Source organism: Bacteroides sp. AF29-11 (assembly GCF_003602895.1).
Taxonomy (GTDB): domain Bacteria; phylum Bacteroidota; class Bacteroidia; order Bacteroidales; family Bacteroidaceae; genus Bacteroides; species Bacteroides uniformis.
In genome coordinates this window covers 158,553-171,960 of record NZ_QTLY01000004.1, presented here as the reverse complement: position 1 = coordinate 171,960, position 13,408 = coordinate 158,553, and the positions used below count along the sequence as shown (strand labels likewise).

9 protein-coding genes are annotated in these 13,408 nt (G+C 48.4%); 6 read left to right on the top strand and 3 right to left on the bottom strand.

Annotated elements, in window-relative coordinates; translation table 11 throughout:
* Nucleotides 1-87 precede the first annotated feature (87 nt).
* The 3 genes from DWZ03_RS08335 to DWZ03_RS08325 form a co-directional block, all read right to left on the bottom strand.
* The gene (locus tag DWZ03_RS08335; RefSeq protein WP_117749427.1) at nucleotides 88-1,905 is read right to left on the bottom strand and encodes a glycoside hydrolase family 2 protein; all 1,818 of its coding nucleotides are present in this window, start codon (nucleotides 1,903-1,905) and stop codon (nucleotides 88-90) included.
* Between the two features lie 331 nt (nucleotides 1,906-2,236).
* Nucleotides 2,237-3,727 (bottom strand): RagB/SusD family nutrient uptake outer membrane protein, encoded by a 1,491-nt coding sequence (locus DWZ03_RS08330; protein WP_120129584.1) that lies wholly within the window; start codon nucleotides 3,725-3,727, stop codon nucleotides 2,237-2,239.
* 19 nt (nucleotides 3,728-3,746) lie between these two features.
* The gene (locus DWZ03_RS08325; RefSeq protein ID WP_005826161.1) at nucleotides 3,747-6,908 is read right to left on the bottom strand and encodes a SusC/RagA family TonB-linked outer membrane protein; all 3,162 of its coding nucleotides are present in this window, start codon (nucleotides 6,906-6,908) and stop codon (nucleotides 3,747-3,749) included.
* A gap of 295 nt (nucleotides 6,909-7,203) precedes the next feature.
* On the opposite strand from DWZ03_RS08325, the gene mnmG reads away from it, so the two are divergent.
* From mnmG to deoC, 6 genes are all read left to right on the top strand, one after another.
* Nucleotides 7,204-9,078 (top strand): tRNA uridine-5-carboxymethylaminomethyl(34) synthesis enzyme MnmG, encoded by a 1,875-nt coding sequence (gene mnmG, locus DWZ03_RS08320; protein ID WP_120129581.1) that lies wholly within the window; start codon nucleotides 7,204-7,206, stop codon nucleotides 9,076-9,078.
* Between the two features lie 56 nt (nucleotides 9,079-9,134).
* A complete protein-coding gene (locus DWZ03_RS08315; protein ID WP_044468052.1) occupies nucleotides 9,135-9,659 on the top strand; it encodes an adenine phosphoribosyltransferase in 525 nt (174 codons plus the stop codon).
* A 122-nt stretch (nucleotides 9,660-9,781) separates the two neighbouring features.
* On the top strand, nucleotides 9,782-11,602 hold the full coding sequence (gene uvrC, locus DWZ03_RS08310; protein ID WP_008662172.1) for an excinuclease ABC subunit UvrC: 1,821 nt from the start codon (nucleotides 9,782-9,784) through the stop codon (nucleotides 11,600-11,602).
* 80 nt (nucleotides 11,603-11,682) lie between these two features.
* Nucleotides 11,683-12,135, top strand: coding sequence for a D-aminoacyl-tRNA deacylase (gene dtd / locus DWZ03_RS08305; RefSeq protein WP_005826171.1), 453 nt, complete (start codon nucleotides 11,683-11,685; stop codon nucleotides 12,133-12,135).
* Nucleotides 12,135-12,473, top strand: a complete 339-nt coding sequence (locus tag DWZ03_RS08300; protein WP_005826173.1) for a nucleotide pyrophosphohydrolase — start codon at nucleotides 12,135-12,137, stop codon at nucleotides 12,471-12,473. The genes dtd and DWZ03_RS08300 overlap by 1 nt, the downstream gene beginning before the upstream one ends.
* Nucleotides 12,460-13,362: a deoxyribose-phosphate aldolase gene (gene deoC / locus DWZ03_RS08295; protein ID WP_009037467.1), complete on the top strand. Its 903-nt coding sequence runs from the start codon at nucleotides 12,460-12,462 to the stop codon at nucleotides 13,360-13,362. Before DWZ03_RS08300 ends, deoC begins: the two co-directional genes overlap by 14 nt.
* Nucleotides 13,363-13,408 lie beyond the last annotated feature (46 nt).

Here is a 13,408-nt window from a genome sequence, read left to right as displayed (position 1 = left end):
CAATTTACCATTTACAAAGTACAATTTGGCTGCGCTGTCATCTGCATAGTTAAATTGTACTTTGTAAATGGTAAATTGTAAATGCCCCTATTTCTTAAGTGAATTGCAGATACGTGTATTTATCTCTTTCACGCGTTTCTCATCCAGCTTTATCACCTTGCGGTCGTAAGTCATCAGACCGTTCACTTCCACCTCCACATCCGTGGTCTGTGTATAGACGGCTGCCGAGAAACCTCTTTTTATCATCTGATACAGCATATCGGCATATTTCACGTACTCATCAGTCACTTCTTTGGAAGAGTTGAACTGAACATATCCCCAGTTGCGGTTCGGTTCCCAAAGATGATCTTTCAAAACAAGGCCAATGCCGCCATACTCACCCAAAACCGTGGCGCGCTGTGCATCATACAAATACATTTCCGGTTGGGGATAGTTGTGGAGGTCGAGCATGTCACCGCAAGTATAATGGTTACCGCCACTTGCCGGATTCACCAGACGGGTCGGGTCATACTGTTTCGTCCATTCGGCTATCTCTACCGTCTTGAACTGCCCCCAGGCTTCGTTGAACGGTACCCATGTACCGATACACGGATAAGAGTAGAGACAATCCATTATTTCCTTCCATTCCTTGTGATAATAGGCTTCGGATTCGGCGGAGCGTTTCAGTTCTGTTCCGTCGAAATAGCGGCGGTTCTGCCATTCCGGATTACGGTCACCGCTCGGCATATCCTGCCATACGATGATGCCCAAACGGTCACAATGTGTGTACCAACGTGCCGGTTCCACCTTGATATGCTTGCGAATCATATTGAAACCGAAATCTTTCGTCTTCTGTACATCATACAGCAAAGCCTCGTCTGTGGGAGCTGTATACAGTCCGTCGGGCCACCAACCCTGGTCCAGCGGTCCAAACTGGAACAAAGCCTCGTTATTTAGTTCCAGGCGTACGATGCCATCCGCGTCACGACGGGTGGAGTACTTACGCATGGCAGCATAGCTGTCCACCTTATCCACTACCTTGCCTCCACTTTTCAGAGTCACTTTCAGCGTATAGAGGAAGGGGGAATCCGGACTCCACAACTTGGCATTCCGGGGCATGGACACCTCCACCGGCTCTGCATTGATACTTTTGCCGGTGGCTACCAGTTGATTGCCGTCATACACATTCACTTCCACAAAGTCGGAAGGGCATGCACTATTCAATTCAGCCCTCACTGTCAACAGATTACGGTCAATATCGGGAGTGATACGGAGATTCTCGATATGTTTTCCGGCAACCGGCTCCATCCATACCGTCTGCCAGATACCGCTTACGGGAGTATACCAGATACCTTCTGGATTGCTGACCTGCTTTCCACGGGGTTGAGGTCCTTTATCCGTCGGGTCCCAAACCTTTACGACCAACTGATTATTGCCTTTGCCAGAAAGGGCGGCAGTAATATCGAAGGAGAACGGAGTAAATCCACCCGTATGGCTGCCTACTTTCACATCATTCACCCATACATCCGTTTTCCAGTCGACAGCACCAAAGTGCAACAGCACTTGTTTTCCCTTCCAGGCGGAAGGAATATCAAAACTGCGCTGGTAGACCAGTTCCTGGTTTTCATTGATTCTTTTTCCAACTCCGGACAAGGAGGATTCGATGGCAAAGGGAACAAGTATCTGCCCTTCGAACTCTGCCGGAAGATGCTCACCTTTATTTATAACGGCATAATTCCACAGTCCGTTCAAGTTCTTCCAGTCACTCCGTTCCATGATGGGACGAGGATATTCGGGCAACACATTTGCGGGATTGATCTGGGATGCCCAGTCCGTTTTGATTTTATCACCTGCCGGCTTCCATTGCGCCGAGCTTCCGATTGCAAACAACGCCAAGAATGACGATATGAGGAAAAATCTTCTCATAGTATTATAACTTTTTATTGGTTTCTACGAAAGCAAAGATAAGCCGATTCAGAAAAAAAGAATAGAAATTTCGAACCAATAAATAGTATTTTTGTGGAATATCAAGGTATTACCATCTCATTTTATCAAAGAAATTCATCAAAGGCACCTTTTTCCGCTTTTCTTGCCACGCCTATGACAAGGTTTTGCCTTCCCATTGGCAAGACTTTGCCACCGCGTTGGCAAAACTTTGCCATAGGCGTGGCAAAAGTTTGCCAAGGCAGTGACAACTTGTTGGCAAAATACCTCCCTGATATACAAGGAGTAGCAAACAATAGACAGCAGGGAACGACTAATATCCCGGATTCTGCTGGTTCTCCAATGCCGGATTGGCATTTATCTCATCCTGCGAAATAGGAAGCACAATCTTCTCGAAAGTACGGTCGATTGTTTTTCCACGGTGACTCACCGGAATATCTTGAAAATCGTCGTTGAATTCGATGGTTCTGCCCATACGCATCATGTCGAAGAAGCGTTGTCCTTCACCAAAAAGCTCCTTGCTGCGCTCGTCCAGAATCATATCATCGGTAATGGTAGCGGCAGTGGCCGGTGCCAGTCCGGGAGAACGCCTGCGGATTTCATTCAGGTAACCGGCGGCGGCATCTGCGCCTGCTTCCTGCTTCGTGGAGTGCAAGGCTGCTTCGGCGGCAATCAGATATATCTCGGAAAGACGGATTATCTTGATATTGACGGCTGTATTGGTTGCCTTGCCGTCACCTGCCAGGGTGGTACTGCCCATATACTTGTAGCAGGCTCCCTTGCGTTCAATCTCATTGTCCACCCAGTATTCATCGTTGTCCATGATTCCCCAACGCACATCCGTCTCGTCTTCACCCAGACGGTTCAGGAAATAATCGCTGGCAAGATACCAGCCCATGGCATTCTTCAACTGTCCGTAGCGCATCAGGTAAAAGCCCAAAGAAGAAGTTCCCAGGTCTGATTCCTCAGTGGTGATGCCCAGCTCAAAGATGGACTCGGAACCAAACTGCTTGCTCCAGGAAGCCGTCCAATCGGCAGGCTCATACAGTTTGTACACACCGCTTTCTATAATCTCCCGGGCAGCGTTCAAAGCACCGTCATAATCTTCCATATAGAGTTTCACACGCGTTTGCAGGGCTATGTTGGTGTAATAGTCCGCATATCCGCTCTGCTTTGTCTTCTTCTTGGCAAGCAGGGCCGCCCCGTCCGACAAGTCCTGCAGAATCTGGCGATAGTTCTCCTCCACAGTAGCACGGGTGGGCTGGGCGTTCACCGTAAGCGGCTCGGTTACATTGGGAACTCCATAAGAGGTCTTGTTGTAATTGTAAGGAAGCCCGTAGAGACGGACCAAATCGAAATAGAACAGCGCCCTCAGAGTCAACGCCTGCCCTTTGGCTTCGGAAAAGTCTTCCATACTGCCCGATTCTTCCAGCTTCTCAATGTTGCTCAACAAGGTGTTGACCTGCAGAATGCAGTAATATCCACGGCTCCAGAAACCGGAATAAGTATTGCTGTTGGAAGTGTGGTTGAACGTATAGAATGCATCCAGTCCGCGTCCGGCAGCAAAAATCGTGAGGTCACCGCCCTTGGCATCACCGTACATAAAAAGGTTTCTGCCGTAATAGGACGATGAGGTCATCGCACTCATCACACCGTTGATAACCACCTGCGCATCGGCTACCGTACCGACAGCACCTTCTGCATTTCCGGAGTTGGTGGGCTGCATATCCAGAAAATCGTCACACGAAGTGAATGTAAAGGCACCAAGTATCACAAGTGCCAATAAATGATATATCTTTTTCATTGTTAGTTCCTCCAGTTCATTAAAATTTCAATTCAACGCCAACGACAAACGTTTTTCCGATAGGGGTTTCCCAACCACGTGTGCCGTATTCGCTCACTTCGGGGTCTGCCTCCTTGTATTTGGCTATTGTCCAAAGGTTGCTGGCAGTGAAGAAAAGGCGGGCATTCTCGATGAAAGCCTTGCGGGTCATGGCTTTGGGCAGCGTATAGGCCAATGAGAGATTCTTCAAGCGCAGATAACTGGCATTGAACAAGTGGCGGCTGCTGTATTGTTGCGGGTCATCGAGGTCTACACCTTCGATACGGGGCTCTGTACCGTTCGTATGGTCTGGCGTCCAAAGGTTGTTGTAGTAGCTTTTAGCACGGATACGCTCCCAATAATAACCGTCGTCGGCCACATCCATGTAGGCTCCATCGTACAAGTCTCCTCCTATCTTATAGGTAAAGCCCAACGAAAGGGCTATGCCTTTGTAGGAGACCGAGGTATTGATGCCCCCATACACTTTGGGAACGGCATTGCCGATGATGGTGTAGTTGGCATTGTTATAGTCATAAGTAGCTCCGCGTCCGTTATACTCAAAATCTCCGGCCTTGCCATTCTTGGGGTCATTTACATAGTAGACGTTCTTGCCGTTGGTCTTGTCCACACCTGCCCATTCGTATCCATAGAAAGCCAGCGTGGACTGACCTTCCCGGTATACATATTGCGCACGGCTGTCGCTACTGGTGGGGTCGTACCAGATAATGTCCGCACCGCCATACAACTCTTTCACCTCAGAACGGAGAAAGGTTGCGTTGACACCGGCACTCCATAACCATCCTTTACTATCAATGATGTCACCACTCAACTCCACCTCTACCCCATGGTTATTGATGCATCCTACGTTCCGCAACGTAGAGGAAAATCCCGTAACCATCGAAATGGGAACATCCTGGAGCAGGTTCTTCGAATCACGGTTGAAGTATTCCACCGTACCGCGCAGACGCTGGCCGAAGAAGCCGAAGTCGATACCCACATTCGTGTTGTAGCTCGTCTCCCAAGACAGCTTGTCATTGGTGACGGTAGTGATTGTACCGCCCGGGTTACCCATGTACTTACTGGTATAGCTCATCAAGCTCATATAGCCGTAATTGTCCGAAGGCAGCGTACCGTTAATACCATAAGAGGCACGTATACGCAGGTTGCTCAGGAAAGAATATTTGCTCATAAAACCCTCGCGCATGATGTTCCACGCTCCTGCCACTGACCAGAAGTTTCCCCAACGTTCCTGCTTGCTGAGCCGGGAAGAACCGTCGCGGCGGTAAGAACCGGAAATGAAGTAGCGTTCATCGTAATTATAATCCAACTTGGAGAGCACGGACACCATCGAGTTTCCCCAGGAATATCCGGCAGAAGTCTGCGTTCCGGCAGTAGAAACTGTATGAATGGTGCTGACCGCAAGATTACTTCCTGTGGCACGCACATAGTCTGTCTTGTTCTTCTCCGCTTCGAAACCCACCATGGTGCCAACTGTGTGTTTGTCGAAGGTGCCGGTATAATTGGCGGTAGTGGAGGTAACCATCTTCTCGTATGTAGTACGGTATTCGTTGACATTCCCATTGTCTGCCGAGCCTTTATAGTGATTGGCACTGTAATAGATATGGTCTTTTACAGTAGTATTGTCGTAAGAGTAGATAGAACGAAGGTCCAGGCCCGGCATCAGATGCAGGGTGAGCGTCTCCGCAGCCATGATTTTGGTACTGGTAGAACCGTTCTCCCACTCTTTGTCATAATAAAGCCCATTGTAGGCGTAGCTACCGTAACGTTCGGTCCAGAGCTCGCCGGTCTTGTAATCAGTGGGCCAGTAGAGTCCCCACAGCAAGTTACGGGTCTGCATGAAGTAATTGCTGCCCGTGTTGCGTGTATCATTATAACCGCTTTTCTTGGTACGCGCCAGGCTGGCATTGGTGGTCAGTTCAAGGAATTTCCCCACCTTCTGGGTGAGGTTCAGGCGACCGGAAACACGGTCGAAGCTGTTCATCTTCAAACGTCCTTCGTCCTGGGTATAGGAAAGGGAAGTGTAATAGTTGGTATTCTGCGTAGCACCACTGACGGACATATCGTAGGTCTGATAAATGGCGGTACGGAAATATGCCTTGTCCCAATCGTAGTATTTGCCTCCACGCCCGGAGTTGTCGTACTCAAGGATATTGACGTTCTCGTAAGCTCCCGTACCATTTGTGGTAAATTGGTAGCCATGTTTGTTGAAACGGCTGTTCAACTGGCCTATGGCATAGGCTGCTGCCTTTTCGTCCGTTTCGCCCTTACCGCTTGTACGGGCATCGTGAAATACGGTGTAGAGCATATTCACATTCTCCTGTACGCTGGCCGTTTCATAGTTGTCCGTTGCCCAGCAGGGCGTGAAGCCCACTTCGGCTTTCAGCGTCACCACCGGCTTGCCAATCTGTCCTTTTTTGGTAGTAATCAGAATGACGCCGTTTGCCGCACGCGACCCATAAAGCGAGCTGGCCGCCGCATCTTTCAATACAGAAATAGATTCGATGTCTTCCGGGTTCAACGTATTCATGATGTTGTTGGTAGAATAGAGCTCACCGCTCATCTGCCCCGTATTGCCCGAAGAGACCGGAACACCGTCCACTACATACAACGGTTCATTCCCGGCATTCATAGAACCTATGCCACGGATGCGGATGGCCGGTGCGGAACCCGCCTGGCCGGAATTATTCGTCAGTTGCAAGCCCGCCACTTTACCGTTCAACGCGTTTTCAAAGCTGGTCGTCGGAATGTCTTTCAGCGCATCCGCTTTCACTAAAGAAGCCGAACCTGCATAGCTGCTCTTTTTGGCCGTGCCGTAAGCCACCACCATCACTTCATCCAGCAGTTCCGAATCCGATTTCAGCACCACCTTCATAGCAGGCTTTATGGCAGCTTCTACTTTCTGCATACCTACAAAAGAGACAATCACTGTCTTTGCCGTGCCCGGCACATTCAAGATTGTAAATTTACCTTCGATATCGGTCACAGCCCCCAGCGTTGTACCCTTCACCAATACCGATGCCCCAATAATCGGCTCATTGTTGTCCTCGGCAAATACTGTTCCCGAGACCGTAGACGTCTGAGCCATCACTCCCGCCCCCATAACCAGGCAGACAATGATTAACAAGAAGAATTTCTTTCTCATGCTTCTCTTCCTTAAAATTAGTCAATCAAAACACTTTTTAATATCCAAACGCTGCAAAGGTATGTATCTTTTTCAAAAAGAAAAGCAATAGTATTCAAAAAGCTTCATTTTGATTGTATTTTAAGCCAAACACAAGCAATATGTCTATAACCTAAGCATTCCAAGCAATAAGTATGATGCTGGATACGGAAATATAAGCAATGCCAAAGAAGATATATCCGGATTTTAAGATATGACACGTCCCGGCATACAACTTTTTTCGTAACTTTGCACAGTTTTAAAATACACTGAACGAATGGAGTTTAAGTATGACGTTATTGTAATCGGCGCCGGACACGCAGGATGCGAAGCCGCTGCCGCTGCTGCAAACCTGGGTTCGAAGACTTGTCTTATCACAATGGATATGAACAAAATCGGACAGATGAGTTGTAACCCGGCAGTGGGAGGCATCGCCAAAGGACAGATAGTACGCGAAATAGACGCCTTGGGAGGATATATGGGATTGGTGACAGACCAGACAGCCATACAGTTCCGTATACTGAACCGTTCCAAAGGTCCCGCTATGTGGAGTCCGCGCGCGCAGTGCGACCGCAACAAATTCATCTGGGCATGGAGAGAGATACTGGAAAATATCCCCAACCTGCATATCTGGCAGGATACCGTGCAGGAAATCCTCGTTGAAAACGGTGAGATTACGGGAGTAGTCACATTATGGGGAGTAACGTTCCATGCCAAATGTGTAGTACTCACCGCAGGAACTTTCCTCAATGGACTGATGCACGTGGGACGTACCATGCTTCCAGGCGGACGTATGGCAGAACCTGCATCCTACCAATTAACCGAATCCATCGCAAAGCATGGCATCACCTTTGGACGCATGAAGACGGGAACCCCCGTACGCATAGATGGACGCAGCGTGCATTATGAGGATATGGAAATCCAAGACGGAGAATGTGACTTCCACAAGTTCTCGTTCATGGACACTCATGTACGCCATTTGAAACAGCTCCCTTGCTGGACCTGCTTCACCAACGAAGAAGCACACCGCATCCTGCAGGAAGGTCTGCCGGATTCTCCCCTTTTCAACGGACAAATCCAAAGTATCGGCCCACGTTATTGCCCCAGTATAGAAACCAAGATTGTGACTTTCCCCGACAAACCGCAGCACCAGCTTTTCCTGGAGCCCGAAGGGGAAACAACCCAAGAGCTCTACTTGAATGGATTCTCTTCTTCATTGCCCATGAACATCCAGATTGCAGCATTGAAAAAGATACCGGCGTTCAGAGACCTCGTCATCTACCGCCCGGGCTATGCCATCGAATACGACTTCTTTGACCCCACCCAACTGAAACATACGCTGGAAACGAAGAATATAAAGAATCTGTTCTTTGCCGGACAAGTAAACGGAACAACCGGTTACGAGGAAGCAGCTGGACAAGGAATCATGGCAGGTATCAACGCCCACATCAATTGCCACGGCGGAGAACCGTTCACCCTTGCAAGGGATGAAGCATATATCGGCGTTTTAATCGATGACTTGGTAACAAAAGGTGTGGACGAGCCTTACCGTATGTTTACTTCCCGTGCCGAATATCGCATCCTGCTCCGTATGGATGATGCGGACATGCGACTCACGGAAAAAGCCTGGAAGCTGGGACTCGCCAAGGAAGAGCGGTACAAGCTGCTGACAGAAAAACGTGAAGCCGTGAACCGGATTATAGACTTCGCGCGGAATTACTCGATGAAACCGGCATTAATCAATCCGGTATTGGAGCAGCTCGGCACAACTCCACTGCGCCAGGGATGCAAATTGATAGATTTGATAAACCGTCCGCAGATAACGATTGAGAACATTGCCGAACACGTCAGTGCCTTTAAACGAGAACTGGATAAAACATCCGATAGAAAGGAAGAAATTGTAGAAGCTGCAGAAATACTCATCAAGTACGAGGGATACATCGGACGCGAACGGATTATTGCGGATAAATTGGCAAGATTGGAAAGCATCAAGATAAAAGGCAAGTTTGACTATAATTCCATTCAATCCCTTTCCACCGAAGCCAGACAGAAGCTGATGAAGATAGATCCGGAAACAATAGCCCAAGCGAGTCGGATTCCGGGAGTATCTCCAAGCGACATCAACGTGCTACTGGTACTTTGCGGACGATAGGGCGCAAAGTTCCACGTGAAACAAAGAATTCAATAAACGTATTAAATAAACTGATTATGAGCAAAGAAACTCTTACCAAAAGCATCCGAGAAATACCCGACTTCCCCATTCCGGGAATTCTATTCTACGATGTAACTACCTTGTTCAAGGAACCTGGCGCCTTGCAGGAACTCTCGGACACACTATACGAGATGTATAAGGACAAAGGCATCACCAAAGTAGTGGGTATAGAATCAAGAGGATTCATTATGGGCCCCATTCTCGCCACCAGACTAAGGGCAGGCTTCGTACCTATCCGCAAGCCGGGAAAGCTTCCTGCAGAAACCATTGAAGAAAGCTATGATAAAGAATATGGCAAAGACACCGTGCAGATGCACAAAGATGCCATCAATGAAGACGATGTAGTATTGCTACACGACGACTTGCTGGCAACCGGTGGAACAATGGAAGCCGCCTGCAAACTGGTGAAACAGATGAACCCCAAGAAAGTGTATGTAAACTTCATCATCGAGCTGAAAGAGCTTCATGGCAAGGATGTGTTTGGAGATGATGTGGAAGTGGAGGCTGTGCTGTCGCTTTAGCCATTTCATATTTCACCACAGATTACACAGATTAACACAGATTATTTATCCACCACAAAACACAGTTTTATCGAAGAGAAATCTGCGCTAATCTGTGTAATCTGTGGTGAAACGTCAGTATTATGGAAGAACTCAGAACTAACGACTACCTCAAAGGGATTGTATCCAACCTTCCCGAAAGTCCCGGTATTTACCAATATCTGAATACCGAAGGGACTATTATATATGTAGGAAAGGCAAAGAATCTGAAGCGAAGAGTGTCTTCCTACTTCAACCGGGAGCACGAACCGGGAAAGACGAGGGTGCTGGTCAGCAAGATTGCAGATATCCGATATATCGTGGTGAATACGGAAGAAGACGCGCTATTGCTGGAAAACAATCTTATCAAGAAATACAAGCCTCGCTACAACGTACTGTTGAAAGACGACAAGACGTATCCCAGCATCTGCGTGCAGAACGAATACTTTCCACGTGTATTCAGAACCCGGAAGATAATCCGTAACGGTTCCTCCTATTATGGCCCTTACAGCCATATACCTTCCATGTACGCATTACTCGACCTCATCAAGCATCTGTACCCTTTGCGTACATGCCACCTGAACCTCTCTCCGGAAAACATACGTGCCGGAAAGTTCAATGTTTGCCTGGAATACCACATCAAGAACTGTGCAGGACCTTGCATCGGGAAGCAAAGCCAGGAAGAGTATCTGAAAAACATCGCTGAAATCAAGGAAATACTCAAAGGGAATACCCAGGAGATAGAACGGATGCTTTTCCAGCAAATGCAGGAACTGGCAGCCGAAATGAAGTTTGAAGAAGCACAGAAGATAAAGAAGAAATACCTGCTGCTGGAAAACTACCGGGCGAAATCGGAAGTGGTAAGCAACGTGCTGCACAATATCGACGTGTTCTCCATCGAAGAAGACAGCGATGAAAAGTCCGCTTTCGTCAACTACCTGCACATTACGAACGGTGCCATCAACCAGGCTTTCACCTTTGAATACAAGAAACGATTGAATGAGAGCAAAGAAGAACTGCTCTCTCTCGGCATCATCGAAATGCGGGAAAGATACAAGAGCCTTTCTCGTGAAATCATCGTGCCTTTTGAACTGGATATGGAGCTGAAAGATGTCGTCTTTACCATCCCGCAACGGGGAGACAAAAAGAAACTGCTGGAACTCTCCATCCTCAATGTGAAGCAGTACAAAGCCGACCGCCTGAAGCAAGCCGAAAAGCTGAATCCGGAGCAACGGACCGTGCGCCTGCTGAAAGAGATACAGCAAGAGCTGCACCTGGACCGCCTGCCCATGCAGATAGAATGTTTCGACAACTCCAACATCCAGGGTTCCGACCCCGTGGCCGGGTGCGTGGTCTTCGTCAAGGGGAAACCTTCCAAGAAGGATTACCGCAAGTACAATATCAAGACCGTAGAGGGACCGGATGACTATGCCTCCATGAAAGAGGTCGTAAAACGGCGCTATCAGCGCGCTATAGAAGAGAAAGCACCCCTGCCCGACCTTCTTATCACCGACGGTGGAAAAGGGCAAATGAGCGCCGTAAAAGAGGTGATAGACGAGCTTGGCCTGAACATCCCCATCGCCGGACTTGCCAAAGATGGCAAACATCGCACTTCCGAGCTATTGTATGGCTACCCTCCCCAGACCATCGGATTGAAACAGAACACCCCCCTCTTCCGACTGCTGACGCAGATTCAAGATGAAGTGCACCGCTTCGCCATTACCTTCCACCGCGACAAGCGCAGCAAACGGCAGATTGCCTCCGCACTGGACGAGATAAAAGGTATCGGTGAAAAGACGAAAAGCGCGTTGCTCAAGGAGTTCAAAAGCGTGAAGCGTATCCGCGAAGCATCTGCCGAGGAGCTTGCCGCCGTGGTGGGAGAAGCGAAAGCCAAAATCATCCAGACCTATTTCTCAGAGAAATAATGACTGATAAATCAGCCTGCAAAGCCATGCACACAACGAATTAATTCGTAACTTTGTCCCCTCAAAAAGACAAAAACAACATGAGAGTAGTGATACAACGTGCCGGACACGCTTCCGTCACCATCAACGGAACCTGCAAAGCCTCCATTGGAAAGGGCCTCATGATACTCGTAGGCATCGAAGAATCCGATGGAAAAGAAGATATTGACTGGCTTTGCAAGAAGATAGTCAACCTGCGCATTTTCGATGACGAAAACGGCGTAATGAACAAATCCATTCTTGAAGCAGACGGAGAGATACTGGTTATCAGCCAGTTCACCCTCCACGCCTCCACCAAGAAAGGCAACCGTCCCTCCTACATACGGGCAGCACGGCCGGAAATATCCGTCCCACTGTACGAACAATTCTGCCGGGAACTGAGTTTAGCATTAGGTAAAGAAATAGGTACCGGCGAATTTGGTGCCGATATGAAAGTAGAACTGATGAACGATGGTCCCGTGACCATCTGTATAGATACAAAAAACAAGGAATAATGACGTTAGAAGAAGCACAGAAACAAGTGGATTCCTGGATAAAGGAATACGGAGTGCGCTATTTCAGCGAACTCACCAATATGGCGATACTGACCGAAGAAGTGGGCGAACTCGCCCGCGTCATGGCACGCAAGTATGGCGACCAATCCTTCAAGAAAGGAGAAAAAGACAATCTCGACGATGAGATGGCAGATGTTCTTTGGGTACTTCTCTGCCTTGCGAACCAGACCGGAGTGAACCTGACAGACGCCTTCTGCCGCAACTTCGAGAAGAAAACCAGACGTGACCAGACAAGACATATCAATAATCCTAAATTGAAAGACCATGGAGAAGAATGAGCCTACCCAGAGTAAGTATGACGCCGCCCTGGCTAAGTACAACACCCAACTGGATGATGCAGAAATAGCTGCACAAGCTGCCAGAATCATTGCAGAGAAGGTACCGGCAAACAATACACCGGAGGTAAAGAAATTCCTGTTCAACTGCATCGACCTTACCACCCTGAAGAGTGAAGACAGCGATGAAAGCGTCATGAAATTCACCCAGAAAGTGAATAAATTCGACGAAGAGTTCCCCGACCTGAAGAATGTGGCAGCCATCTGTGTATACCCCAATTTTGCAGAAGTCGTAAAAGACACGCTGGAAGTGGAGGATGTAAAAATAGCTTGTGTATCAGCAGGTTTCCCCTCCTCCCAGACTTTCATTGAAGTGAAAGTGGCAGAAACTGCCATGGCACTGATGGAAGGCGCCGATGAAATAGACATCGTTATTTCGGTGGGCAAGTTCCTGGCTGGAGACTATGAAGGCATGTGCGAGGAGATACAAGAACTCAAAGCAACCTGCAAAGAGCACCACATGAAGGTAATCCTCGAAACCGGAGCTTTGAAGACGGCTTCGAACATCAAAAAAGCATCCATCCTTTCCATGTATTCGGGTGCCGATTTCATCAAGACTTCCACCGGCAAGCAGCAGCCTGCCGCCACGCCGGAGGCCGCCTTGGTTATGTGCCAGGCCATCAAGGAATATCACGAGCTGACGGGTATCAAGGTAGGCTTTAAGCCCGCAGGAGGAATCAACTGCGTGAACGATGCACTGATTTATTACACCATCGTCAAGGAAGTGCTCGGCGAAGAATGGCTGAACAACGAGCTGTTCCGTCTGGGAACCAGTCGTCTTGCCAACCTGCTGCTTTCGGAAATCAAGGGTGAAGAGATGAAATTCTTCTAAGAGAAAGCTGTATTTACCTATAAATAAAGCCTGATGGAATCCACTC